The organism is Agrobacterium sp. DSM 25558 (assembly GCF_900100825.1).
In the GTDB taxonomy this organism is placed as follows: Bacteria; Pseudomonadota; Alphaproteobacteria; order Rhizobiales; family Rhizobiaceae; genus Agrobacterium.
This window is the reverse complement of record NZ_FMUD01000003.1, coordinates 163,958-189,446: the sequence shown is the minus strand read 5'-3', so window position 1 is coordinate 189,446 and position 25,489 is coordinate 163,958. Positions and strand designations below refer to the sequence as shown.

26 protein-coding genes are annotated in these 25,489 nt (G+C 55.9%); 9 read left to right on the top strand and 17 right to left on the bottom strand.

The annotated features are described in order from the left end of the window. Positions 1 to 266 precede the first annotated feature (266 nt). Positions 267 to 1,025 carry a 2-dehydro-3-deoxy-D-gluconate 5-dehydrogenase KduD gene (gene kduD / locus DSM25558_RS04605; protein WP_077102214.1) on the top strand — a complete coding sequence of 253 codons (759 nt, stop codon included), beginning with the start codon at positions 267 to 269 and terminating at the stop codon, positions 1,023 to 1,025. Between the two features lie 9 nt (positions 1,026 to 1,034). Here kduD and DSM25558_RS04600 read toward each other — a convergent pair whose 3' ends face one another. The 3 genes from DSM25558_RS04600 to DSM25558_RS04590 form a co-directional block, all read right to left on the bottom strand. Further along, on the bottom strand, positions 1,035 to 1,964 hold the full coding sequence (locus DSM25558_RS04600; RefSeq protein WP_077102212.1) for a DMT family transporter: 930 nt from the start codon (positions 1,962 to 1,964) through the stop codon (positions 1,035 to 1,037). Between the two features lie 156 nt (positions 1,965 to 2,120). After that, positions 2,121 to 3,002, bottom strand: coding sequence for a LysR family transcriptional regulator (locus tag DSM25558_RS04595; RefSeq protein ID WP_077102210.1), 882 nt, complete (start codon positions 3,000 to 3,002; stop codon positions 2,121 to 2,123). After that, a complete protein-coding gene (locus DSM25558_RS04590) occupies positions 2,999 to 3,313 on the bottom strand; it encodes a putative quinol monooxygenase (protein ID WP_077102208.1) in 315 nt (104 codons plus the stop codon). The genes DSM25558_RS04595 and DSM25558_RS04590 overlap by 4 nt, the downstream gene beginning before the upstream one ends. Positions 3,314 to 3,443: 130 nt before the next feature. Here DSM25558_RS04590 and DSM25558_RS04585 point away from each other — a divergent pair, with 130 nt between their 5' ends. Next, entirely contained in the window at positions 3,444 to 4,940 is a 1,497-nt protein-coding gene (locus tag DSM25558_RS04585; protein ID WP_077102206.1) for a CoA-acylating methylmalonate-semialdehyde dehydrogenase, read from the top strand. Between the two features lie 59 nt (positions 4,941 to 4,999). Here the strand turns inward: DSM25558_RS04585 and upp are convergent, their stop codons facing one another. From upp to cyoA, 8 genes are all read right to left on the bottom strand, one after another. Further along, positions 5,000 to 5,629 carry a uracil phosphoribosyltransferase gene (gene upp, locus DSM25558_RS04580; protein ID WP_077102204.1) on the bottom strand — a complete coding sequence of 210 codons (630 nt, stop codon included), beginning with the start codon at positions 5,627 to 5,629 and terminating at the stop codon, positions 5,000 to 5,002. 116 nt (positions 5,630 to 5,745) lie between these two features. Continuing rightward, a complete protein-coding gene (locus DSM25558_RS04575) occupies positions 5,746 to 6,720 on the bottom strand; it encodes an adenosine deaminase (protein WP_077102202.1) in 975 nt (324 codons plus the stop codon). Then, on the bottom strand, positions 6,717 to 7,937 hold the full coding sequence (locus DSM25558_RS04570; protein ID WP_077102200.1) for a phosphopentomutase: 1,221 nt from the start codon (positions 7,935 to 7,937) through the stop codon (positions 6,717 to 6,719). The genes DSM25558_RS04575 and DSM25558_RS04570 overlap by 4 nt, the downstream gene beginning before the upstream one ends. 87 nt (positions 7,938 to 8,024) lie before the next feature. After that, positions 8,025 to 8,804 carry an SURF1 family protein gene (locus DSM25558_RS04565; protein ID WP_077102198.1) on the bottom strand — a complete coding sequence of 260 codons (780 nt, stop codon included), beginning with the start codon at positions 8,802 to 8,804 and terminating at the stop codon, positions 8,025 to 8,027. A gap of 122 nt (positions 8,805 to 8,926) precedes the next feature. Beyond that, positions 8,927 to 9,343, bottom strand: coding sequence for a cytochrome o ubiquinol oxidase subunit IV (gene cyoD, locus DSM25558_RS04560; RefSeq protein WP_077102196.1), 417 nt, complete (start codon positions 9,341 to 9,343; stop codon positions 8,927 to 8,929). Beyond that, positions 9,343 to 9,969, bottom strand: a complete 627-nt coding sequence (cyoC, locus tag DSM25558_RS04555) for a cytochrome o ubiquinol oxidase subunit III (protein WP_077102194.1) — start codon at positions 9,967 to 9,969, stop codon at positions 9,343 to 9,345. The genes cyoD and cyoC overlap by 1 nt, the downstream gene beginning before the upstream one ends. Before the next feature lie 4 nt (positions 9,970 to 9,973). Next, complete coding sequence (gene cyoB, locus DSM25558_RS04550) at positions 9,974 to 11,977, bottom strand: cytochrome o ubiquinol oxidase subunit I (protein WP_077102192.1); 2,004 nt, start codon at positions 11,975 to 11,977, stop codon at positions 9,974 to 9,976. Positions 11,978 to 12,112: 135 nt separating this feature from the next. Continuing rightward, a complete protein-coding gene (gene cyoA / locus DSM25558_RS04545; protein ID WP_077102358.1) occupies positions 12,113 to 13,201 on the bottom strand; it encodes a ubiquinol oxidase subunit II in 1,089 nt (362 codons plus the stop codon). Between the two features lie 316 nt (positions 13,202 to 13,517). Between cyoA and DSM25558_RS04540 the strand changes: the two genes are divergently transcribed. Next, a complete protein-coding gene (locus DSM25558_RS04540; protein ID WP_077102190.1) occupies positions 13,518 to 14,840 on the top strand; it encodes an MFS transporter in 1,323 nt (440 codons plus the stop codon). Between the two features lie 69 nt (positions 14,841 to 14,909). On the opposite strand, the gene DSM25558_RS04535 is transcribed toward DSM25558_RS04540, so the two are convergent. Together DSM25558_RS04535 and DSM25558_RS04530 are read right to left on the bottom strand one after the other, a co-directional pair. Beyond that, positions 14,910 to 15,518, bottom strand: coding sequence for a TadE/TadG family type IV pilus assembly protein (locus DSM25558_RS04535; protein ID WP_371479450.1), 609 nt, complete (start codon positions 15,516 to 15,518; stop codon positions 14,910 to 14,912). Next, complete coding sequence (locus DSM25558_RS04530) at positions 15,502 to 16,074, bottom strand: TadE/TadG family type IV pilus assembly protein (RefSeq protein WP_371479448.1); 573 nt, start codon at positions 16,072 to 16,074, stop codon at positions 15,502 to 15,504. The genes DSM25558_RS04535 and DSM25558_RS04530 overlap by 17 nt, the downstream gene beginning before the upstream one ends. A 299-nt stretch (positions 16,075 to 16,373) precedes the next feature. On the opposite strand from DSM25558_RS04530, the gene DSM25558_RS04525 reads away from it, so the two are divergent. Then, positions 16,374 to 17,129 carry a FadR/GntR family transcriptional regulator gene (locus DSM25558_RS04525; protein ID WP_210347887.1) on the top strand — a complete coding sequence of 252 codons (756 nt, stop codon included), beginning with the start codon at positions 16,374 to 16,376 and terminating at the stop codon, positions 17,127 to 17,129. 36 nt (positions 17,130 to 17,165) lie between these two features. Next, positions 17,166 to 18,032 (top strand): amidohydrolase family protein, encoded by an 867-nt coding sequence (locus tag DSM25558_RS04520; RefSeq protein ID WP_077102186.1) that lies wholly within the window; start codon positions 17,166 to 17,168, stop codon positions 18,030 to 18,032. Positions 18,033 to 18,092: 60 nt separating this feature from the next. Here the strand turns inward: DSM25558_RS04520 and fabI are convergent, their stop codons facing one another. The 3 genes from fabI to fabA all read right to left on the bottom strand — a co-directional run bounded on the left by fabI (position 18,093) and on the right by fabA (position 20,724). Beyond that, positions 18,093 to 18,899, bottom strand: a complete 807-nt coding sequence (fabI, locus tag DSM25558_RS04515) for an enoyl-ACP reductase FabI (RefSeq protein ID WP_077102184.1) — start codon at positions 18,897 to 18,899, stop codon at positions 18,093 to 18,095. Positions 18,900 to 18,905: 6 nt separating this feature from the next. Then, positions 18,906 to 20,129, bottom strand: coding sequence for a beta-ketoacyl-ACP synthase I (gene fabB / locus DSM25558_RS04510; protein WP_077102352.1), 1,224 nt, complete (start codon positions 20,127 to 20,129; stop codon positions 18,906 to 18,908). 79 nt (positions 20,130 to 20,208) lie between these two features. After that, positions 20,209 to 20,724, bottom strand: a complete 516-nt coding sequence (gene fabA / locus DSM25558_RS04505; protein ID WP_067649430.1) for a 3-hydroxyacyl-[acyl-carrier-protein] dehydratase FabA — start codon at positions 20,722 to 20,724, stop codon at positions 20,209 to 20,211. A 302-nt stretch (positions 20,725 to 21,026) separates the two neighbouring features. Here fabA and irrA point away from each other — a divergent pair, with 302 nt between their 5' ends. Continuing rightward, positions 21,027 to 21,446, top strand: a complete 420-nt coding sequence (irrA, locus tag DSM25558_RS04500; RefSeq protein ID WP_077102181.1) for an iron response transcriptional regulator IrrA — start codon at positions 21,027 to 21,029, stop codon at positions 21,444 to 21,446. Between the two features lie 53 nt (positions 21,447 to 21,499). On the opposite strand, the gene DSM25558_RS04495 is transcribed toward irrA, so the two are convergent. Further along, positions 21,500 to 22,549 carry a Fe(3+) ABC transporter substrate-binding protein gene (locus tag DSM25558_RS04495; RefSeq protein ID WP_077102179.1) on the bottom strand — a complete coding sequence of 350 codons (1,050 nt, stop codon included), beginning with the start codon at positions 22,547 to 22,549 and terminating at the stop codon, positions 21,500 to 21,502. A 171-nt stretch (positions 22,550 to 22,720) separates the two neighbouring features. On the opposite strand from DSM25558_RS04495, the gene rirA reads away from it, so the two are divergent. From rirA to DSM25558_RS04480, 3 genes are all read left to right on the top strand, one after another. After that, entirely contained in the window at positions 22,721 to 23,209 is a 489-nt protein-coding gene (rirA, locus tag DSM25558_RS04490) for an iron-responsive transcriptional regulator RirA (protein ID WP_077102177.1), read from the top strand. Between the two features lie 133 nt (positions 23,210 to 23,342). Next, positions 23,343 to 24,383 (top strand): AbrB family transcriptional regulator, encoded by a 1,041-nt coding sequence (locus DSM25558_RS04485; protein WP_077102175.1) that lies wholly within the window; start codon positions 23,343 to 23,345, stop codon positions 24,381 to 24,383. 156 nt (positions 24,384 to 24,539) lie between these two features. Further along, the gene (locus DSM25558_RS04480) at positions 24,540 to 25,451 is read left to right on the top strand and encodes a glycine betaine ABC transporter substrate-binding protein OsmF (RefSeq protein WP_077102173.1); all 912 of its coding nucleotides are present in this window, start codon (positions 24,540 to 24,542) and stop codon (positions 25,449 to 25,451) included. Positions 25,452 to 25,489 lie beyond the last annotated feature (38 nt).

Here is a 25,489-nt window from a genome sequence, read left to right as displayed (position 1 = left end):
CCAAAGTTCGGTTCCCAAATCCCGATGTCAGGGGATGGGAATGTCTTTGTTAGTCTCTCAAGTTCGTGATCTCGTCAAGGTGAAAGTTGTTTTTTCAGCCCATGAGTCGACCAAATGCGCATTATTTGAGCCGATTTACAAACTGCAGTTGCGCAGCACGTTGTCATAATATCATTTTATAAAGAGATACTATTTGTTTCTTGCCTGCTTGATGTGTCTGCGATAGAGGAGACAGACAGCGAGTTATTGATGGATGGAGACACGGAATGACGATTTCCTTCGACTTGACCGGCAAGACGGCCATCGTCACAGGTGCCAACACCGGCCTGGGACAGGGCATCGCCACAGCACTGGCAGGTGCGGGAGCAACCGTGGCACTCGTTGGCCGTTCGTCCATGGCGGAAACGGAAGCGGCGATTTCGGCGATTGGCGGCCGAAGCCACAGCATCAAAGCCGACCTGTCATCCATTGCACCCGTTGGCGAGATCATCAGTGAAACCGTGCGTCTTTCCGGCCGCGCCGATATTCTCGTCAACAACGCGGGCATCATCAAACGCGCCGACTCGTTGGACTTCAGCGAGGCAGATTGGGATGCGGTGATGGATGTGAACCTGAAGTCGGTTTTCTTTCTCGCCCAAGCATTTGCCCGTCATCTCGTGGCGGAAAACAAGCCTGGCAAGATCATCAACATCGCTTCGCTTCTGTCATTTCAGGGCGGGATCCGCATTCCGTCCTACACCGCATCCAAGAGCGGTCTTGCGGGCCTGACCCGGCTTCTGGCCTGCGAATGGGCTGCTAAGGGCATCAACGTCAACGCCATTGCGCCCGGCTATTTCGACACCAACAATACGGAAGCCCTGCGCAACGACCCGGACCGCAACGCGGCGATCCTGGCGCGTATTCCCTCAGGCCATTGGGGCAAGCCGGAGGAGCTTGGCGGAGCGGCGGTATTCCTTGCCTCCAGCGCTGCCGATTATATTCACGGCACCGTTCTGCCGGTTGATGGCGGCTGGCTGGCGCGATGATCTGAAAGATCAGACGAGGTCATCCAGCGGTGGATTTGCGGATTTCGCCTGTCTGCGTTTGAGGGTGTTTTCCCGGAAGAAGATATAGAGGCCCGCCAGGACGATGAGGCCGGCACCGATGACGATGCTGGACTGCGGCACATCGCCAAAGATCAGCCATCCGAATACCACCGCCCAGAGCAGCAGCGTATATTGCAAGGGTGCCACCGTCGCGGCATCGGCCAGCTTCAGCGCGCGGTTGACCAGCACATGGGCCATCATGGCGACAATGCCCAGCAGAGCCAGCAGGGAGAGATCGAAGCCCGACTTCAGAGGCACCCAGCCCGCAGGCGTAACGGCAATGGCAACGATACCGGCAAGGGCTGCTCCCACGATCTGCCAGAAGGCCAGAACCGTATCCGGCGTATTTCGTAGCTGACGCCCAGACAACATCATGAATGCAAAGGCGGCACTTCCAAGGATGGAAAACAGTGCAGCCGACGTCAGCGACGCCGAACTTGGTTTCAGCGCGATCAAGACGCCGACAAAACCAATCGCAATCGCCGTCCAGCGCCGCCAGCCAACCTTTTCACCCAGCAGAAATGGCGACAGCGCCGCGACATAGATGGGTGCTGCCAGCCAATAGGTCATGACATCCGCCAAAGGCAGCGCTTTGACCGCGAAATAGAAACAGAAGAGCTCTGCCGTGGAGAAAAACACCCGCGCCGCCTGCAAGCCGGGACGCTCGACACGCACGACGTTGATTGCACCCGCTCTCCAAAGAATAGGGGTCAGTACGATGATGGCCGCAACGCTACGCACCAGCACCACTTGCCCTAGGCTGTAAGTGGAAACCAGCCATTTTCCCATGGCGTCGTTCAACGCAAAGAGAAGCATGCCGAGCAGCATGACAGCCACCCCGAGACCCGTGGGTGAAAGCTGGCGAATGAAATTGGGCATTTTGTTTTTGAACTCCCTAGAAGCCCATGACTCCGCGAGGTCCTTTTCCGAGTCAAGCCCAAGGATGGTTCGATGTGTATATGAGAGATGTCTATTCCAACAAAACTTATCCCATCGCATGCGATGAATTTGGTCGGCAGACTTCAGCCATATGAATTACAGAAACATCTGTCGCTCGCTGGATACGATATCCTGAAGAAACTGTACCACGGTTCTGACGCGCGCAAGTTGCCGTGCATTCTCATGAAAGGCCGTCCAGTAGGATCGGTGGATCGAAACCTCGGGCAAAACCCGCACGAGCTCCGGATGGCTGCGAGCGATATAATCATGCAGAATGCCGATGCCCGCACCGGAGCGCACCGCCTCCATCTGGCCTATGGCACTGGAAATTTCGAAGCTCGCATTCCAGTCCCGCATGATTTCGCCGGTGTAGTTCAGCGAAGGCGAGAAGATCAGATCTTCGACATAGCCGATACGGCGGTGAAGTTTTAGCGCCTCGACAGTTTCAGGCGTTCCGTGCTGCGTCAGGTAGGATTTCGACGCATAGAGACCCAGCGAATAATCCGTCAGTTTCGAGAAAACCAGCCTGCCCTGCTCCGGCCTTTCAATCGTTATGGCAATATCTGCTTCGCGTTGCGACAGCGAAAAAGAGCGTGGTACCGGAACAAGCTCGATCTTGAGTTCCGGGTGTAGCGACATCAATGCGCCAAGGCGTGGCGCCAGAAACGAGACGCCAAAACCGTCCGGGGCACCGATCCTCACGGTTCCGCTAATCGCGGCATCGCTGCGTCCGAGACTTGCCTGAACCGCGAGCATTTCCGCTTCCATATGCTCGGCCGATATCAGAAAGCGACCACCATCTTCCGTCAACTCACAGCCGTTGGTGCGGCGGGTGAAAAGTCGGGTCTTGAGCGCTTCCTCCAGGGATGTCAGCCGTCGCGACAATGTGGCATGGTTCAGGCCGAGACGTTTCGATGCAGCAAGGATTTGGCCCGTGCGCGCAACAGCAAGGAAGATACGGACGTCATCCCAGTTCATGGCTTGCTACGCAAGATCACGGGCTCCACGTCGATCAGCGTGAGCGACCTCACCATTGCCGCCGTAGCTGTTTTGTATTTGAGAAAATGCGGAGTCTGTAAATGGGCCTCATATGCCGCAGGGCTGGCGTAGATTTCGAGGATACGAATTTTCTCCGGGCAATCCTTTATCGCCACCGCATTCAACGAGATCACGCCCTCTTCCATAGTGACTGAAGCCTCGATCTCTTCGGCAAGCAAATGGCGATAGGTATCCAGATGACGCGGATCGATTTCGATGTCCGCCATTCTGACGACAAGGTCTTGATCCATCGATTTGCTCACTGTTTGGCCATCCAGTTTTGGACTTCAATTTACGCACAACGGCTTCTTATATCAGCTCATTGATTTGTATAAATTGAAGTGCGATGGTTCGCTATCAAAAAATCCCGGAGGAACATCCATGAAAGAAATCGGTCACTTTATCAACGGCAAGCATGTTGCTGGCACCAGCGGTCGCACATCCAATGTCTACAACCCGGCAACGGGTGAAGTCCAGGCCACGCTTTCTTTGGCCAGCGACGCGGAAATTCTGGCCGCCGTGGAGAGTGCCAAGGCCGCGCAGCCAAAATGGGCCGCAACCAACCCGCAGCGCCGTGCGCGCGTGTTCTTCAAATTTGTTGATTTGCTGAACCAAAATATGGATGAGCTGGCAACGTTGCTCTCCAGCGAACACGGCAAGACGGTGGAAGATTCCAAGGGCGATATCATTCGCGGACTTGAAGTCTGCGAATTCGTCTGCGGCATTCCGCATCTCTCCAAGGGTGAGTACACCGAAGGCGCTGGTCCTGCCATCGATATGTATTCCATCCGCCAGCCGGTCGGCATTGGCGCAGGTATTACGCCGTTCAACTTTCCCGGCATGATCCCGATGTGGATGTTTGCGCCCGCGATTGCCTGCGGCAACGCCTTCATCCTAAAGCCGTCCGAGCGCGATCCATCGCTACCTATCCGTCTGGCAGAATTGATGATCGAGGCTGGTCTGCCAGCGGGTATCCTCAACGTCATCAATGGCGACAAGAGCGCGGTTGACGGCATTCTGACCAATCCGGATATCGGCGCGATCTCCTTCGTCGGCTCCACGCCCATCGCACGCTATGTTTATGGCACGGCAGCGATGAACGGCAAGCGCGCGCAGTGCTTCGGTGGTGCCAAGAACCACATGATCATCATGCCGGATGCCGATCTCGATCAAGCCGTCAGCGCATTGATGGGTGCTGGCTACGGTTCGGCTGGCGAGCGCTGCATGGCGGTTTCCGTTGCCGTTCCCGTTGGCGAAGAGACGGCCAACCGTCTCATCGAAAAGCTCATTCCGCAGATCGAAGCGCTGAAGATCGGCCCCTACACAGATGACAAGGCTGATATGGGTCCGTTGATCACCAAGGAAGCGCAGAGACGTGTGAGCGGCCTGATCGACAGTGGCGTTGAGCAGGGTGCGAAGCTTGTCGTCGATGGCCGTAATTTCAAGCTTCAGGGCTATGAAGATGGTTACTTCGTCGGCGGATGCCTGTTCGACAACGTGACCACCGACATGGATATCTACAAGCAGGAAATCTTTGGACCCGTTCTCTCTGTCGTTCGCGCAAAGAACTACGAAGAGGCGCTCGATCTGCCGATGAAGCATGAATATGGCAACGGCGTTGCAATCTTCACCCGCGATGGTGATGCAGCCCGTGACTTTGCCAGCCGTATCAATATCGGCATGATCGGTATCAACGTTCCAATTCCCGTCCCCTTGGCCTACCACTCCTTTGGCGGTTGGAAGGCTTCGAGCTTCGGCGACCTCAACCAGCACGGCACAGATTCTATCAAGTTCTGGACGAAGACCAAGACGGTCACGGCACGCTGGCCGTCGGGCATCAAGAGCGGTGCTGAATTCGTCATGCCGACGATGAAGTAAGAGATATCTGTCTCACTGATTATGCGCCCTCATCGCTGAGGGCGCATTTTTTGTAGGCGTTATTTCGTGCCGTACATGCGGTCGCCCGCGTCACCGAGGCCGGGCATGATGTAGCCCTGTTCGTTTAGGTGGCTGTCGATCGAGGCCGTGAAGATCGGCACATCAGGATGCGCTTCGCGGAAATTCTTGATGCCTTCGGGGGCGGCCAGCAGGCAGAGGAAGCGCATGTTCTTCGCTCCACGTTCCTTCAACTTGTCCACGGCAGCGATGGACGAGTTGCCGGTGGCCAGCATCGGATCGACAACGATGATCAGGCGCGCATCGAGATTGTCGGGTGCCTTGAAGAAATACTCCACTGCTTCCAGCGTATCATGATCGCGGTAGACGCCGATATGCGAAACGCGGGCGGAGGGAACGAGCTCGAGCATGCCTTCCAGAAGGCCGTTACCGGCACGCAGGATGGAGGCGAACACCAGCTTCTTGCCCTCCAGAACCGGCGCGTCGATGGTCTGCATCGGCGTTTCGATGGTCTCCATCGTCATTTCCAGATCGCGCGTGACCTCGTAACACAGCAGCGTCGAGATTTCCCGCAGCAGACGGCGGAAACCGGCGGTCGAGGTTTCCTTCTTGCGCATGATGGTAAGTTTGTGCTGCACGAGGGGATGAGCGATAACGGTGACGCCGTCCATGAACCTGGCCTTTTCTTTTATCTATGATGTCTCTGTATTTCACCGAATACGCGACTTTCGCAAGACCGGAAGCACATTTTGTACCTCCGTTCCTGCTCGATTTATGCCGCTGAAGACTACGCATCCAGCTTAGCAAGCAGCGTCGCGCGTGTGTTCTCATCCACAAACGCGGCCTCGATCGAGGTACGAGTCATCGCATTGATCTCCGCATCGCTGAACCCAAAGGCGTGGCGAGCGATCTCATATTCCTGCGCCAGCGATGTGTGGAAGAACGGTGGATCGTCGGAACTGATGCAAACGCGCACGCCCGCATCGCGAAGGCGTTTCAAGGGATGGCTTTCGAAATCCGGATAGACATTCAACGCAATGTTGGAGCCGGGGCAGACTTCCAGCACCGTGCCGAGTTCTACCAGTCGCGCGACCAATGCATCGTCTTCGATGGCGCGTACGCCATGGCCGATACGCTGGGGTTTGACCAGATCGAGCGCATCCGTCACGCTGAAAGCGCCGCAGACTTCGCCCGCGTGGATGGTGAGCCCAAGCCCGGCATCGCGGGCAATATCGAAGGCGCGGACATAATCCGCCACGCGGCCCATGCGCTCTTCACCTGCCATGTTGAAGCCTGTGATCAGCGGGTGCCTGACCCGCGCTGCATATTCAGCAGCAGCAATCACGCTTTCGGGGCCGAAATGGCGCTCGCCGGTGACGATGATGCGTGCTTCGATGCCGGTCTTGTCCTTGGCCGCCGCGATGCCTGCCGCGATCCCAGAGAGATAGGCATCCGCGCCCAAACCGATACGGTCGCCGTGATCGGGCGAAATGATCAGCTCACTATAGATGGTGTTTTCACCGGCCAGTTCGGTCAGATAGGTCTCGGCCAGAAGCGCGTAATCCTCCTCGGTCTTGAAGACTTGGGCAACGGCATCATAGCAGCGAATGAACTCGGCAAAATCCGTCCAGATGTAAGCGCCATCGCGCAGGAAGCTGCTGCTGTCTATGCCGTATTTCTGTGCTTGCTGTTCTACCAATGTAGGTGGGGCAGCACCCTCTAGATGGCAATGAATTTCTGCTTTCAAGAGATGGGACGTCACATGAAACTCCTGCCGTGGCGGCCAGTTGCGATGCCGAGATGGGACGCTATGCTTTCGCCGATATCGGCAAAGGACGAGCGTATCCCGATATTGCGTTCGCGGATGCCGGGACCGAAGGCCATAATCGGCACGCGCTCACGCGTGTGGTCCGTGCCGCGCCATGTTGGGTCGCAGCCGTGGTCGGCAGTGAGAATGGCCATATCGCCCGGCTGCATCTTGCGGTGAATTTCCGGCAAGCGAGCGTCGAAAGCCTCAAGTGCCGCGGCATAACCCGCGACATCGCGACGGTGTCCATAGTTCATGTCGAAATCAACAAAATTGGTGAAGACGAGATCGCCGTTTTCGGCCTCGTCCATCGCCTGCAATGTCGCATCCATCAGGGCTTCATTGCCATTGGCCTTGATGACGCGGGTAACGCCCTGATGCGCATAGATATCTCCGATCTTGCCGATGGCGAGCACCTTTCGGTCCCTCTCCACCAGACGGTCGAGCAAGGTCGGTTCCGGCGGCAGAACGGAAAAATCGCGGCGATTGCCGGTTCGCTCGAATGTGGCAACGGTCTCGCCCGTAAATGGCCGGGCGATGACGCGGCCGATATTGAGGGGATCGACCAGTTTGCGCACCGTTTGGCAAAAGGCGATCAGCCGCTCCAGTCCGAAATGCTCTTCATGCGCCGCAATCTGGAAAACGGAATCCGAGGACGTATAGCAGATGGGCTTGCCGGTGCGGATGTGTTCCGCACCGAAACGCGCAATGATCTCGGTGCCGGATGCGTGGCAATTTCCGAGGATGCCGGGTACCTCGCCCTGCTCGCAAATGGCTTCGACCAGTTCAGGAGAGAAAGCATCGCCCTCGGTCGGGAAATAACCCCAATCGAACCGGACCGGCGTACCTGCAATTTCCCAATGGCCTGACGGCGTGTCCTTGCCTTTGGAAACCTCATTGGCAGAGCCGTGGATGCCATAGATGCGTTCCGGTGGCTCCATGCCGGCGGGGGTCTCTCCGCTGGACAGTGTTGCAATGTTTAAAAGGCCAAGCGCCGACATGTTCGGCAATTTCAGCGGGCCGGAGCGCAAGCCTGCGCGATCTGCCGCACCGGCGGCGCAGAACTCCGCGATGTGGCCCAGCGTGTTGGAGCCGAGATCGCCGTAATCTTCGGCATCCGGCGCGCCACCCACGCCAAAGGAATCGAGAACGAGAAGAAAGGCTCGTGCCATACGTCACCCAGAAAAAGCGCAGCCCAAACGGCCGCGATAACAAACGAGTGATATAATCACCGCGATGAGAAAGGTGAAACGCTTTCTTCAAGCACTGTCTTGATCGTCTGCTCTGGCTTTCTTTGGCGCATTGAGATTGCGCGTGACATACCACCCCGCAGCCACCACCATGCCTGCCAGAATGTACCATGTGATGGCATAGGACAGGTGGTTGTTGGGAAAGGTCAGCATCGTCTTGCCGCCGATAGGAAACCCACCCGGATTGGGGGTCGCATCCGCGTCAACGTAGAAAGGCGCGGCATTCTCGATATGTTTGGCCTGTGTGATTTCAGCAATATTGCGGGCGTACCAGCGATTGTTCTGTGGATCGTTTGTGCGCAGGAAAAGCCCGCCCGTCTCCGGTGCGCGCATCAATCCGACGACATCGACGCGGCCTTCGACCTCGCCTTGCGGACGCGCGGAAGGTTCGCGTTTGTCGGTGGGGACGAAACCGCGGTTGACGATGATGGACGAACCGTCGTCCCGTCGCAGCGGCGTCAGCACCCAATAACCGGGGCCAATATCGGAAACCGTGTACACCTGCACCTCGTCCTGATGAAGGAAAGTGCCGGACAGGTGGACGCGGCGATATTCGTATTGCGATGGCTCGGTCATCATCGGCCAATCGCTGGCCATTGGTGCCTCCACGGGCGCGGCATGAGCGCGCTCCTCCACATGGGCGATGAGATCGCGCTTCCATGCAAGGCGATTGACCTGCCACGTGCCGAGCGCCAACAGGCAGCCGGTCAGTATGACGGTCATGAAGATGACGACGATGGCCGCAGGGCGAATGCCCTTACGCAGCGTATTTTCATTTTGGGTGGTCATGGGAGCTTTCCCGCTCAACAAAAAACCCCATGAATCCGCTCTCCGATTCATGGGGTTTTGTGTCTCTCGGAGAAGAGCGGCCCGCTTTTGCGCGGGCCGCAATATCGTTGCAACTGTAACCGTTACGGCATGTTGCGCATCTGCTCCATGGTCATGGTCGGCATCATGTTCTTGTTCATGTTGTACATGACCCAGAGCGAACCGACGAGCGTGATCATGACCACGACCAGCGTGAACAGCAGCGACATGAAGGTCCAGCCGCCCTGCGACTTGGTGTTCATGTGCAGGAAGTAGATCATGTGCACGAAAACCTGGATCACACCGAAGATCATGATGACGATGACGGTGGTGGTGCGATTATCGATGACATCGCCCATGACCAGCCAGAACGGAATGGCCGTCAGGATGACCGAGAGGATAAAGCCGATCATGTAACTCTTGAAAGAGCCGTGATCTTCGCCGCTATCGTGGTGGTGATCATCGCCATGTGCGTGGGCATGCCCATGATCGTGGTTATGGTCGTGTGTGTTCGTACTCATCACAGAACTCCAACCAGATAGACAAAGGAAAAGACGCCGATCCAGATCACGTCGAGGAAGTGCCAGAACATGGACAGGCACGTCAGGCGGCGCATGTTTTCAGGATGCAGGCCGAACTTCTTCACCTGTACCATGAGCGTGACTAGCCAGATGACACCGAAGGTGACGTGCAGGCCGTGGGTACCAACCAGCGCGAAGAAGGCCGACAGGAACGCCGAGCGCTGTGGCGTCGCGCCTTCATGGATCAGGTGATAGAACTCGTAGAGTTCCAAGCTCAAGAAGGCCAGACCGAACAGGCCGGTGATGGCGAGCCAGATCAGGGTCGTGTTGATGTTCTTCTTCTGCGCTTCCAGCATGGCAAAGCCATAGGTGATGGAAGAAAACAGCAGGAAGGCCGTATTGATGGCCACCAGCTTCAGATCAAACAGATCCGCACCGGACGGGCCGGCCGCATAGCTGCGACCGACGACGGCGTAAGTTGCAAAGAGCGTTGCGAAAATCAGGCAGTCGCTCATCAGATACAGCCAGAAACCGATAGACGTACCGTTTTCCGGGTGGTGGTCTTCCTTCAGATAGAAGACCGGCTTTTCTGCGCCGTTGGCGCTCTGGGCAGGTGCTTGAGACATTCTGTTACGCCTGAGTTGCCAGCAGCTTCGTACGTTCTGCTTCGACTTCCGTCACATCCGATACCGGGATGTAATAGTCGCGATTGTAGTTGAAGGTGTGAGCGATGGAGACCGCGATAATCGCAACCAAGGAGACGATTGCCAGCCACCAGATGTGCCAAACCAGTGCGAAGCCGAGCACGACGCTGATCGCGCTGATGATAACGCCCGTGCCGGTGTTTTTTGGCATGTGGATGGGGATGAAGCCATCGACCGGACGTTCTGCATTGTGCTTCTTCATATGCGCCCAGGCATCGATTTCATGCACGACCGGCGTGAAAGCGAAGTTGTAGGCAGGAGGAGGCGAAGACGTGGACCATTCCAGCGTACGACCGCCATAGGGGTCACCGGTCACATCACGCAGCTGTTCGCGTCGCAGGAAGCTGACGATGAGCTGGATGACGAAGGACGCAATACCGAGTGCGATAAGGAATGCACCGAAGGCCGCGATGATGAACCATATCTGAAGCGATGTGTCCTCGAACTGGCTGAGACGACGCGTAATCCCCATCAGGCCGAGCACGTAGAGCGGCATGAAGGCGAAGTAGAAGCCGACGAACCAGAACCAGAAGGACATCTTGCCCCAAAACGGGTCGAGACGGTAACCAAAGGCCTTCGGGAACCAGTACGAGATACCAGCCAGAACACCGAACACCACGCCGCCGATAATCGTGTTGTGGAAGTGGGCGATCAGGAACAGCGAGTTGTGCAGCACGAAGTCAGCCGGGGGAACGGCGAGCAGAACGCCCGTCATACCGCCAATGACGAAGGTGATCATGAAGCCCATGGCCCACAGCATGGGCACATCGAAGGTGATGCGGCCCTTGTACATGGTGAACAGCCAGTTGAAGATCTTCGCACCCGTCGGAATCGAGATGATCATGGTCGTTATGCCGAAGAAGGCATTGACGCTGGCACCCGAACCCATGGTGAAGAAGTGGTGCAGCCAGACGACATAAGCGAGAATGGTGATAACCACCGTCGCATAGACCATCGAGGCATAACCGAAGAGGCGCTTGTTCGAGAAGGTCGATACGATCTCGGAGAAGATGCCGAAGGCTGGCAGCACGAGAATGTAGACTTCCGGGTGACCCCAGATCCAGATGAGGTTGACATACATCATCGGGTTGCCACCGAGATCGTTGGTGAAGAAGTTGGTACCAACGTAACGGTCGAGTGTCAGAAGTGCGAGCGTGCCGGTCAGGATCGGGAACGAGGCCACGATCAGGATGTTGGAACACAGCGACGTCCAGACGAAGATCGGCAGGCGCATCAATGTCATGCCCGGAGCGCGCATCTTGATGATGGTCACGATCAGGTTGATACCCGAGAGCGTGGTTCCGACACCGGCGATCTGCAGACCCCAGATATAATAGTCGACGCCGACGCTTGGGCTCCCCTGAATGCCCGACAGCGGCGGATAAGCCAGCCAGCCCGTCTGCGCATATTCACCGATGAATAGCGAGATCATGGTGATGATGGCACCGGCCGTCGTCATCCAGAACGAGAAGTTGTTGAGGAACGGGAACGAGACGTCACGCGCACCGATCTGCAATGGAATGATGTAGTTCATCAAACCAGTGATCATCGGCATTGCCATGAAGAAGATCATGATCACGCCGTGGGCGGTGAAAATCTGGTCGTAATGGTGGGGGTTCAGATACCCTTCAGAACCACCCGATGCGATGGCTTGCTGGAGGCGCATCATGATGGCGTCGGCAAACCCACGCAGCAGCATGATGAGAGCCAGAATGATGTACATGATACCGATCTTCTTGTGATCGATACTGGTGAACCATTCCTTCCAGAGATATCCCCAGAGCCGGAAGTAGGTTAGCGCGCCAAGCACGGCTGCGCCGCCAAGCGCCACAACCGCGAAGGTCACGATCAGAATGGGCTCATGGATGGGGATGGATTCCCACGTCAGCTTCCCGAAAAGGAACGACGTTTGATCGGTATTGACGACCATTTTAGCCTCTTGCGATTTTCGGAATGCTGCTCGTCCACCGGGACGAACCGAACATTCCCACGTCATTGAATCTACGCACCGAACAGACCGATGCGCTCAGAGCAGCGCCAACGAAGCGCCGCATAATCACCCTATTCAGCCTGCGCTTTTGCCTGCCGATGGCAGTTGCGCCTTCGTATCTGGGAGAGCCGCAGGCTGGAATGTCTGACCTTCGATGGCTGCTGGCACAGACTGCGGACCCGACGCCATGCCATATGGCGAAAGCGGTGTGCAGACCACGGAGTTCAGTGCCTTGGCAATATCGATGCCTTCCTTGCCGCCGCCGCCATTGGCGTCGATGTGCATCATGTCGCGCATGCAGAGCTTGTTGGGCTCCACACAACGGTTGAGGATGGCATCGTAGAGCTGCGGATCGACATTGGCGAAATACTGCACGGGCTCGCGTTCGCTCGGCTTGGCGAATTCGAGATATTCCATGCGGCCAAAGCCCTTGCCGCCATCCTTGGCCTTAGCAACCCACTGGTCGAAGCCTTCCTGGCTCAGACCATGGAACTTGAAGCGCATATGCGAGAAGCCCGGGCCGGAGAAGTTGGCCGAGAAGCCATCATAGACGCCGGGCTTGTTGATCACGGCGTGAAGCTTGGTCTGCATGCCGCCCATGGCGTAAATCTGACCGGCCAGCGCAGGAACGAAGAACGAGTTCATGGCCGTGGTGCCAGTGATCTTGAAATTGATCGGCACATCGACAGGCGCTGCGAATTCATTGACACTGCCGATGCCGAGTTCCGGGTAGAAGAACAGCCACTTCCAGTCCATGGCGACCACTTCGACCGTGATCGGCTTCATGTCGACCGTGACCTGACGGTTTTCATCGATGCGCTCAATAGGCCGGTAAGGATCGAGACGGTGCGTCGCAATCCAGGTCACCGTGCCGAGCATGAGGATGATGGCGACCGGGGCCGACCAGATCACCATTTCAAGACGCGTGGAGTGGTGCCACTCTGGGTCATAATCCTCCGCCTTGGCGGACGCACGGTACTTCCACGCAAAGAAGAGCGTAAGAGCAAGAACCGGAACGATGATGAGGAGCATCAAAACCGTGGAGGTGATGATGAGGTCTCGCTGCTGGACAGCAATGTCACCCGCGGGATTCATCACAACGAGATTGCAGCCGCTCAAAAGCAGAAGCGACGAGATGGCCAATAGGGCAGATGGAATTTTCATGAGCGTGCGCACGTTCTGGTACTCGTACTGTTTTTGGTAATGTCGCGTATAATTGTCAAACGTCATAAAGGACATGAGGTAGTTTGTCGCGGTGCAGCATAAACTTAAAACCGCGATCATTGCGGCAATCGGATTTGGGACCGAAAGGATGGGTGCGCCCCATTATCTCACACGATACGGTCTGGGCAAGCCCCTACGCGCATTCTGTAATTGACGGGCTCAAACCCCTGTGTGACAATCCGCCGCATATGACGCAACGCAAGAGGAGGCGGGTGCGTTATGGATAAGGGCTCTGCCCTACGCAGGAGGGAATTTTATGAGTTATACCGACACGGCTTTTCCGCAACACAAAGGACCATCCGGTCAATCTCCGGCACCCGTCGCTGTCGATCCCGACCGCATCACGATTGCGGTCATTTTGGCCAGAATGACGGAGTTCTTCGACTTCTTCGTCTATGCCATCGCATCTGCGCTGGTTTTCCCTCACGTCTTTTTCTCCTTCGTTGATCCTCTCACCGCGACGCTCTATTCCTTTGCCGTATTTTCACTGGCTTTCATTGCAAGACCGATCGGCTCCCTTTTGTTTCTGCAGATCGACCGTAGATTCGGCCGTGCTGTCAAATTAGCGACCGCTCTGTTTACGCTCTGTGGCTCCACCATGGCGATCAGCTTCCTGCCGTCCTATGCCGAAGCTGGAATGCTTGCGCCCATCCTTCTCGCCGTCTTCCGCATCGGTCAGGGTATTGGCCTTGGCGGTGCCTGGGATGGACTTGTCTCGCTGCTTGCCATGAACGCGCCTGAAAAACAGCGCGGCTGGTACGCCATGATGCCGCAGCTGGGTGCTGCCATGGGCTTTGGTCTTGCGAGCGCATTCTTCATCATCTTCACGACGCAGCTGTCGAACCCCGAATTTCTGGCTTGGGGCTGGCGCTTCCCGTTCTTCGTCGCACTGGCGCTCAATGTTCTGGCTCTGTTTGCGCGGCTGCGCATGATCATGACGCCAGAATTCCAGACAATGCTGCAACAGCATGAGCTCGAGCCGAAGCCGATGTTCGAAATGCTGCGCAAGCAGTCGCGGGTGGTGCTGACGGGTGCTTTCGTGCCATTGGCAAGCTTTGCCCTGTTTCACCTCGTCACGGTTTTTCCACTCAGCTGGGTGTCGCTCAACACCGACCAGAAAGTTTCTGACTTCCTGTTCGTTCAATTCGTCAGCGCCATCATCGCAGGCGGTATGATCGTCGTTTCAGGCGTTCTCTCCGACAAGTTCGGTCGTCGCAAGCTACTGGGCGCTGCGGCTGCGATGATCGCGGTTTTCAGCTTCATCGCGCCGGTTCTCCTGTCCTCTGGCGATATCGGTCGCTACCTGTTCGTGTTGATCGGTTTTGCTTTGCTCGGGCTGTCCTTCGGGCAATCCGGTGGAGCACTGGCATCGCGTTTCAGCCGCGAATATCGCTATACCGGAGCGTCGCTCACGTCAGACATTTCCTGGCTGATTGGCGCTGGCTTTGCGCCTTTGGTGGCGCTCGGCTTCTCGTCCAAATTCGGATTGTTCGCGGTTGGAATTTATCTTTTGTCCGGTGCCGTCTGCACGCTTGTCGCACTCTATTTCAGCCGAACGCTCGATATGCCTGCCGAATAAGATGAATTGAAACAACAGCGGCGCAGAATCACATTCGATTCTGCGCCGCTTTTTTGTTGTCAGTCAGCGTCAGCAATCCGAGCAGGTAATCGGGTCCGCTTCGCGCTTAGCGAAATAATAATCCCGGCCAATGGTGATCGGCGTTATCTTTGACGACAAGCTCGACATGAACATCAGAAGCGTGTGAGGGATCGTCAGCTCCGCATGAACCAGAAACGCATTGGCCTGCTTCAGATTATCAGGAATCTTCACGATCGAATTAACGGGATAAGGCTGCTTATTATCCTGATCCCATGACCAGCTGATCTTGGCGACCTTGTTGGCATCGACCTGTATCCCACTGATCTTCAAGGTGAGTCCGGTTGTTCCGTACGGCACGAAAATAGCCGCAGCCACGTCCTTCATGGTGTTGAGATAGGCTTTGTTGACGGTCTGCGGCTGCGACGTCAAATCCGCGATTGCGCCCGCTGCTCGCGTCGCACGCTTATAGACGCTGAAACCGATCGTGAGCTCGAATGCCGTGATGTAAAGCGAGAGCAGGATCGGGAAAATAATGGCGAATTCCACCGCGCCGACGCCTTGACGGTCACGTTTCAGACGATTGAACGTTCCGCCGAGAGTGCGCAGAGCTCGCTTAATTTTCCTCATGGTCTGGGCGCGATCATTGATAGGCTTCATTGCGGAAAGCGTCCGTTGCGACAATCAGAAAATGGGACGGCATGGAGCCGTCCTTGGGGCGGATTTTGGTCAGGTAAGGCCTGACAAGATCTGTGATCACCTGCCAGCGGTAATAGACGCGCAGCATGTTGATGGATGAGGGACCGCCAGGCGTGAATCCGAACGTCGAAACATCAAGATCGTAATATTGACCGTTCAGCGTCAACGGAATGGTTTTCGGAATATCGGCAAAGGTGTTGAAACGCCTCAGATCAACATAGAGTTTCTGCGGCGTCTTGATCTCGTCGTCCGAACAGGTAATCAGGATCGATACCTCCGCGCAGAACTGCTTTCGGAATTCTTCTTTGGTGATGGTACTGGCTATTTGCCCTGTCCGCAGCTTGCGCGCCATGGTGTCTGTCGCATTCGTCACCAGTTGCTCTCCGACCAGCGCCAGAAAGGTTTCGATGATCGCAAATACGATCAGAAAATAAGGTATGGCCAGAATCGCGAACTCGATCGCTGCCGACCCATCACGGGAACGAATAAACCGGACGGCCGGATTTGTTTTTGACAACAGTGATCGCATAGAGCTTTTTATCTTCATGATGAGAAAGCATGTCTGGCCCGAAAGCTTTTATAAGATAGAACCATATGGCCGCTTCCTTTATATTCCCTTGCTTGAAATCCTCGCATTTCCCCTAATGAGACGATTTTCCAAACATAGCGCCGGAATATGAGCATCGGAGATCATATCAATGACCGCAGAAATAATATAAATATTGCCAATCTCCTGCAATTGCGGGATATTTAGACACTTGTTTTTTAACGGAGACGCATGCCGGCTTGTGTCTCCATTTTGCCCGGAGTGAACATTTGACCAGCTTCAGTGAGACCGTCGAGAGCGGCGCGAAAGAACATTCCGCTATCGGCCGCTCCGGTGGCTCCCTCGTCAGCCAAACGGCGGATGCATTGCGGCAGTCGATTCTGTCCGGGCAATACAAGCCCGGCGACAAGTTGCCGAGTGAAGCGGGTCTGACTGAACTCTACAAGGTCAGCCGCACCGTGGTGCGTGAAGCTGTCGCAGCACTACGCGCCGACAAACTGGTCGAAGCCCGCCATGGTGCCGGCATTTTCGTGCTGACCCTGCCGACACAGCAACCGCAGCCATTTCAGGATGTGGACCACGACCGCATCTCGTCGATTATCGAGCTTCTGGAGTTGCGTGCCGCAGTGGAAACCGAAGCGGCAGAGCTTGCGGCAGTTCGCCGATCACCCGCACAGGAGGAAGCGATCATCCGCTGTCTTTCGGCCGTTCAGGACTGCATAGACAAGGCAGAACCGACGGCGGAAGCAGATTTCAAGCTGCACCTTGCCATTGCCGATGCGACCAACAATCCACGCTTTCGTGAGTTTTTGGAAGTCATGGGCCAAAACATCATACCGCGCGCGGCATTAAGGTCGTCACAATCCGAACAGACTGCTGCATCCTATCTGCAGCAGCTTCAGGATGAGCACGACGTGATCGTCCATGCCATTTCAGATGGAGATGCCGTTGCTGCCCGCGATGCCATGCGCAAACACCTGAAAGGCAGCCAGCAACGCTACCGCGCCATGTTGCGGCAGGGCTGATTGCCAGAATCAAGGGCATATGCCCGGAGGAGTTTCATGACACTGATCAGAACCTTTGAGGGTAAGTCCCCTCGCATTTCCATGCCCAAAGGTGCCATAGACACCCAGATGCACATGTACTTGCCCGACTTTCCCGCTCAGGAAGGCGGACCTCCGGTGCCAGAGGGTACGCCTGGGCCGGAAGAGTATCGCCGCCTGATGAAATGGATCGGCATAGAGCGTGTGGTCATAACCCAGGGAAACGCCCACCAGCGTGACAATGGAAACCTGATCGCCTGCCTGCGGGAAATGGGCAGCGTCGCCAAGGGTGTCGCGGTGGTGACGCGCGAAACACCGCTTGATGAGTTGCAGGAACTTGTCGAAGCAGGTGTCGTTGGTGCACGCATCATGGATCTACCGGGTGGAGCCGTCGATCTTACCCATCTGGAAGAAGTCGACAGCATATCTCAGGAACTCGGCTGGTCCGTTGCTGTTCAGTTCGATGGCTCCAATATTCTCGACCACGAAAAGAGGCTTTCCGCGATCAAGAGCCGCTGGATTTTCGATCATCACGGCAAGTTTTTTGCTGGCGTTACACCCGACAGCCCACAGGTGGCGGCCCTGAAGCGGCTGATCGACAAGGGCAATTGCTGGTTCAAATTCGCTGGCTGCTACGAATCGAGTCGCTCAGGTGGGCCAGATTTCGAAGACATCGCTGCCGTCGCCCGCGTCATAGCCGACTATGCGCCGGAGCGCATCATCTGGGGCACCAACTGGCCGCATAACAACGCCAAAACAACCGAAGAATATCCTGACGATGCCGACCTGCTGGATACGGTTCTGTCGTGGTTACCGTCCGACGCGGCCCGCAAAAAGGCACTTGTGACAAACCCTGAAGAACTGTTTGGCTTCGATCCCGCCTAAGCGAATATGCAAAAAGCCCGGCTTGACCGGGCTTTTTCAAGTCTGAAAATATCTGAGACCTTAACCGCCGTCAGCGTTGTAAAGCACTTCCAGCGTCGGAATCGACGTGATGTTGAAGCCGCCGTCGACATAGTGGCATTCGCCGGTCACGCCACGCGACAAGCTGGACAGCAGATAGAGCGCGGAACCGCCGATATCTTCGATGTCAGGCGTGCGGCGCAGTGGCGCATTCTTCTGGTTCCAGGAGAAAATCGCGCGTGCATCCGAAATGCCGGCACCTGCCAGGGTCCGCACGGGCCCAGCGGAGATCGCGTTGACGCGAATGCCCTTCGGACCGTAGTCGGCAGCGAGATAGCGCACAGACGCTTCCAGCGCGGCCTTGGCAACGCCCATGACGTTATAGTTCGGGATGACGCGCTGGGAACCATTATAGGTCAGCGTCAACATGGAGCCGCCATCGGTCATGAGGACTGCTGCCCGCTTGGCGATTTCCGTGAATGAGAAACAGGAAATGACCATTGTGCGGCTGAAGTTTGCCCGCGTCGTATCCGCGTAAAGGCCCTTCAACTCGTTCTTATCGGAAAAGCCGATGGCGTGAACGACGAAGTCCAAAGAGCCCCAGCGTTCGCGCACCGTTTCGAACAGAGCATCCACAGAGGCAATATCTTCCACGTCGCAGGGTACGATGAAGTCGGAGCCAAGTTCGGCAGCCAGTGGCTTTACGCGCTTGCCCAGAGCTTCGCCTTGGTAGGTGAAAGCAAGCTCTGCACCCTGCGCCGCCAACGCCTTGGAGATGCCCCAGGCGATGGAGTGATTGTTGGCGACACCCATGATGAGGCCGCGTTTTCCCTGCATGATGCCATTCATGGGCAATTATCCGTTATAACGCTGGAAGACGAGCGTGGCATTGGTGCCACCGAACCCGAATGAATTGGAAAGAACCGTGTCGATCTTCGCATCGTCGATACGCTTGCGAACGATGTTCACGCCTTCGAATTCGGGATCGAGGGTTTCAATATGCGCGCTCTCGCCGATGAAACGTTCCTGCATCATCAACAGGCCGTAGATCGATTCCTGAACGCCTGCGGCACCCAGAGAGTGACCGGTCAGCGACTTGGTGGACTGGATATGAGGAATCTTCGAGCCGAACACTTCGCGGATCGCGCCGATTTCCTTGCTGTCGCCAACGGGTGTCGATGTACCGTGGGTGTTGACGTAATCAACCTCACCTTTCACCGTTGCCAGCGCCTGACGCATGCAGCGGATAGCGCCTTCGCCGGATGGTGCGACCATGTCGTAACCATCGGATGTTGCGCCGTAACCGACAATTTCCGCGTAGATTTTGGCACCGCGTGCCTTGGCATGTTCCAGCTCTTCCAGAACCAGGACGCCAGCACCGCCCGCTATGACGAAACCATCCCGGTTGACGTCATAGGCGCGAGACGCAACGGTTGGCGTCTCGTTATATTTGGATGACATCGCTCCCATGGCGTCGAACAGGTTCGACATCGACCAGTCGAGGTCTTCATGGCCGCCGGCAAACATCACGTCCTGCTTGCCCCACTGAATCATTTCAGCAGCATTGCCGATGCAGTGCGCAGATGTGGAGCAAGCCGATGAAATCGAGTAGTTCACACCGTGAATCTTGAACCAGGTCGCAAGCGTCGCGGATGCCGTAGACGACATAGCCTTCGGCACGGCAAATGGGCCGATGCGCTTGGGGCTATTGTTCTTCAGCGTAATGTCAGACGCCTCAACGATGGTGCGGGTGGAAGGACCGCCCGAACCCATGATGATACCGGTGCGCTCATTGCCGCCGATGTCGCTATCTTCCAGGCCGGAATCGGCAATCGCCTGCTTCATCGCGACGTGATTCCACGCGCCACCCTGGCTGAGGAAGCGCATGGCGCGACGGTCTACCAGATCAGTCGGGTCGAGCGAAGGTTTGCCCCACACCTGGCATTTGAAGCCGTGCTCCGCAAAATCCGGAGAGAACGAAATCCCTGACTTCGCATCTTTCAAGGACGCCGTAACCTCTGCAGCGTCGTTGCCGATCGAAGAAACAATACCGAGGCCGGTGACTACAACTCTTCTCATAAAGTTGACCTTTTCTGTGTTTGCCGCATGACGCATCTACCCTGTGGCGGAAAAACCGCCGCACGGCAAACGTCGAATATCAGGCGGTCTTTTCTTTAGACAGGCCGACACGCAGGTCAGACGCTTGATAAATGGTTTCGCCATCCGCTTTCAGCCAGCCATCGGCAGTGCCAAGAACGAGGCGACCGCGCATGACGCGCTTGAAATCGATGCCGTATTGCAGAAGCTTCGTCTCAGGGCGAACCATGCCCTTGAACTTCACTTCGCCGGTGGACAACGCCATGCCTCGCCCTGGCTCGCCCAGCCAGCCGAGGAAAAAGCCTGTCAGTTGCCACATGCCGTCAAGGCCGAGGCAACCCGGCATAATGGGGTTACCCTGAAAATGGCAAGGGAAATACCAGTCATCCGGCGACACGTCATACTCCGCGCGGATGAAGCCCTTGTCGTGGGCACCGCCGGTTTCCGAAATTTCGGTGATGCGGTGAACCATGAGCATAGGAGGCAGAGGAAGCTGCGCATTGCCGGGGCCAAACAGTTCGCCACGTCCGCAAGACAGAATTTCCTCGTAATTGTAGCTCGATTGCCTCGTTGACATGTTGTTTCCGCTTCCCCGTTCACTGGTGTTTAAAGGACTTCTGTAGAGCAAGTTAGGTTCAAAATGAAGCGCCACAAGGGCAGCTTGCATCTTCAACTACTTAAGCTCTTGGCAAAAGTCCTATCGTAACATGGCGCCCGCATACAGGAAGCGTAAGTCCTGAACCAGAGGAAAATTGCAAAAGCGCCCGGTTTACGGCCAATTGCCACCGCTGCCACACTGGAAACTATTGAATGCATTGCCCGTAAAAGTTATATGCTTTCTAAATTGAGTTTATTTGACCGCTTTTGGGGCCGCATCTTATGGCATTTGACGCCACACTGGATATTGGAACACGGTTACGCCGCTTCGGCTTGCGCCCCACGCGCCAGCGCGTGGCGCTTGGCGATCTTCTGTTTGCCAAGGGCGACCGACATCTGACAGTGGAAGAGCTGCACGACGAAGCCGTGAGCGCAAATGTGCCGGTATCTCTGGCGACAGTATATAACACGCTGCATCAGTTTACCGAGGCAGGCCTGATCCGCGTTTTAGCCGTCGAGGGTGCAAAGACCTATTTCGATACCAACGTTTCCGATCATCACCACTTCTTTGTTGAAGGTGAAAACGAGGTCTTGGATATACCCGTCAACAACCTGCAGATCGGCAATCTGCCGGAGCCACCAGAAGGCATGGAAATCGCCCATGTCGACGTGGTCATCCGCCTGCGGCGCAAACGTCGCTGATCACTTAAATCGTGCCACCTTGACGACGGCACTTACACAGGCAGTTCAAGCGACTAATTTGACGGACCGTCGTTGAAGCCGACTTCATCAACCAGTTCTGACGCCTGCTTGCGGTGAGCCGCGATTTCCGTAAGCGACAGGGTGTCCGGCTTGATCGGCCCGAAGTTCTTCACCACATCCGAAGGCTGACCGCCTGGAATCACCGGATATTCGAAAACCTGCTTGGCGTAGATTTCCTGCGCTTCGCCTGACGCCAGGAATTCCATCAACTTCAAGGCATTTTCCTTGTTCGGCGCGTATTTCGTCATTGCTACACCAGAGATATTCACGTGCGTTCCCCGGTCGTTTGCATTGGGGAAGATCACACGAACTGCGTTGCCCCAGACCTTTTCCTCTGGCTCCTGTTCGTTGGTCAGCATCAGGCCAACATAATAGGTGTTGCCGAGCGCGATATCACACTCACCGGAATAGATTGATTTCGCCTGGGTGCGGTCCGTGCCATCAGGCTTGCGGGCAAGATTGTTCTTGAGCGCCGTCATCCAAGTTCGGGTGTAATCCACACCGTGATGGGCTATCATCGATGCAAAGAGCGCGATATTGTAGGAATGCTGGCCGTCGCGGATGCAGATCTTGCCCTTCCATTTCGGATCGGCAAGCTCTTCATAGGTAATATCCTTCTGGCTCACGCGGTCTTTGGACGCATAGACAACGCGCCCGCGCGTCGTCAGGCCGAACCACTTGCCTTCAGGATCACGAAGGTTGGCCGGGATGTCCTTTTCGATGACGGGATCGTTGAGGACAGGCTGCGTGACCTTGCCTTCCTTGGCTTCAACAAGGCGGGCAATGTCCACGGTCAGCAGAATGTCTGCCGGAGAATTGACGCCTTCCGCCTGAATACGCTCCACCAGCCCCTTGTCCAAAAACAGCACATTGGTTTCGATGCCGGTTTCCTTGGTGAAGGCATCCAGCAACGGCTGGATCAATTCGGGCTGACGATAGGAGTAGACATTAACCTCGCCACCCGCAAAAGCTGTGGACATTCCGCCACTGGCAACCAACGATGTCGCCGCAATCGCATAAATCACGGATTTCATGCTTGCCATGGAAAACGCCTCCGATAAGTTCGATTCTTGAGTTGTTTGTTCATGAATCGAATGGACGGTCAACGGGGCAATTTTACGAACGACAAATCTTGTCAGATTTTTTATTTCTGGAATTGTTCTAAACTGAAAAAGCGACTATATGACTCCACATTAGTGGATTAGGAGATCAGCATGCGTTTGACCAAACAGACCAATTATGCCGTTCGCATGTTGATGTATTGCGCTGCCAACGACGGCAACCTCAGCCGTATTCCAGAAATCGCCAAGGCTTACGGCGTTTCCGAGTTGTTCCTGTTTAAAATCCTTCAGCCTCTCAACAAGGCTGGCCTCGTGGAAACCGTGCGTGGCCGTAATGGCGGTGTCAAGCTTGGTAAGCCAGCCGACAAGATCAGCCTGTTCGATGTCGTCAAAGTCACCGAAGACAGCTTTGCAATGGCGGAATGTTTCGAAGATGGTGCAGTCGAGTGCCCGCTTGTGGATAGCTGCGGATTGAACTCCGCGCTTCGCAAGGCACTCAACGCCTTCTTCGAAGTTTTGACACAGTATTCGATCGACGATCTGGTCAAGGCACGCCCACAGATCAGCTTCTTACTTGGCCTTGAAGAAACCATGGCGAAGCGCCGACCTGTCGCGGTTGCTGCAACAGCGCCCGCAGCCTGAGTTTGACGAACTGAAGATGTCATACCCGCAAACCTCGTTTGCGGGTTTTTCTTTTTGCTCTCACGTTGACCGCGGCTGATTAAAGGGCGCACAAACCGATATTCCGCCTGTTCCGATTCCCTTCGTATTCGCAATGATCATCAAGCCAGACCTCTATAGCTTTATCCTGACCCTCATCATTGGCAGCATTGGCGCGCTCATCGCCTTCGTCATTGGTCTTCCCGCTCCTTTTCTGTGCGGTCCGGCACTTGCCGTCACCCTTGCCGGGCTGGCAGGTTTGAAGCTGTCGATCCCTTCCCTATTGCGAAACGCCACATTCGTCGTGGTCGGCATTTCCATGGGAACGAGCGTGACACCGGAGGTTATCGGCGCTGCGAGAACATGGCCGCTGAGCTTCGCGGCGGTTCTCATTACGGTCGTCTTGCTGCTCTACATTGCCTTCTGGATTCTGCGCTATGGTTTTGGCTATGATCGCACGACAGCGATGCTGGGCGCTTCACCCGGCCATCTCAGCTACATCATCAGCCTCACTGCCGAGACAAAAAGCGATCTGGCAACCGTCAGCGTCATTCAGAGTGTTCGGGTGTTGGCCTTAACGCTCGCCGTACCGCTGCTCGTTGAGTATTTCGACCTCATCAGCATAGAACCGATTATCCTGTCACCACCGATGAGCCCTGTCGTTTTAGGCATGACCATTCTTGCGTCGCTTGCAGTCGGCTGGATTTTCATGCGCTGGCGCTTTCCGGCAGCACTGCTCCTAGGCGGCGTTGCGGTGTCGATCGGCATCCACATAACCGGTTTGACCAATGGTGGCGTGCCAAGCTGGCTGAGCCAACCGACTTACATTATTCTCGGCAGCTTGATCGGCACCCGTTTTTCCCGCGCATCTGTGCGTGACATGCGAAAGGCGTTCCTCGCGGGCGGCGTTGTGACCATAGCCGTCATGCTGCTTTCCTCGGTTATCGCCATACTCGTTTCGAAGCTGACCGGTGTGCCTCTCAATGCCGTTATGATCGCCTTTGCACCCGGAGGACTGGAAACCATGGCAGCTATGGCCGTCATGATGCATGCCGACACCGCTTATGTCGGTTCCCACCATGTCTTGCGCCTGCTGTTTCTTTCCGTGCTGATGCCATTGGTGATGGGCAAGGACGCCCGCAGGAAACCAGATTAAGCCAGAGCTGCTCCGTTAGAATCTGCGCATAAATTGAGGTTCGAATGCAACTCTTTCGGCCTGCTTCTCGTTAGGACCACCGGACCGGGGAAACAATCGCTGACATCGACATGAGGACGACTTTCCCTCCACCCTTTCGCTGAATGGAGATCGTTGATGAAGCGTTTTATCAAATTGGCCGGCGCTGGACTGGCTCTCGCCCTTTATGCCTCAATCGCGCAGGCGCAGGTCGTCGTTTCGTCCAAGATCGACACAGAAGGCAGTGTGCTCGGCAACATCATCCTTGTTGTCTTGAACAAGAACAATATCGAGACGACTGACCGCATTCAGCTTGGCGCAACACCTGTGGTGCGTAAGGCTATCACAGCCGGCGAAATCGACATCTACCCGGAATATACCGGCAATGCGGCTTACTTCTTCGAGAAAGCCAACGATCCTTTGTGGAAAGACGCGGCCAAAGCCTATGAAGAAGCCAAAACACTCGACTACGACGCCAACAAAATCATCTGGTTGACGCCTTCGCCCGCCAACAACACCTGGGGCATCGCGGTTCGCAAAGATGTGGCCGACAAGAATAATCTCAAGACACTCACCGAACTCGGCGCATACATTGCTGGTGGCGGACAGATCGTCCTTGCCGCATCATCGGAATTCGTGAACTCCGCGGCAGCCCTTCCAGCCTTTCAGAAGACCTATGGTTTTACGCTGAAGCCGGAGCAGTTGATTACGCTTTCTGGCGGTGATACGGCAGCAACCATCGCAGCCGCAGCCAACCAGACGAACAACGTCAACGCGGCCATGGTCTATGGTACGGATGGCGGTATTGCCCCTTCAGGCCTCGTCGTGCTGGAAGACGACAAGAACGTGCAGCCGGTTTACCAGCCTGCACCAATCATCCGTGAAGACGTATTGAAGCAGCACCCTGATATCGAGCAGATATTGAAGCCAGTCTTCGAGAAGCTCGATCTTGCGACGCTTCAGGAGCTGAACGCGCGGGTACAGGTTGGTGGCGAACAGGCAAAAACCGTCGCCACGGACTTTCTGACGAAAAGCGGCCTGTTGAAATAAGAGCGCCGACTTGCAGCGCGCACTCAACCAGCCGATGC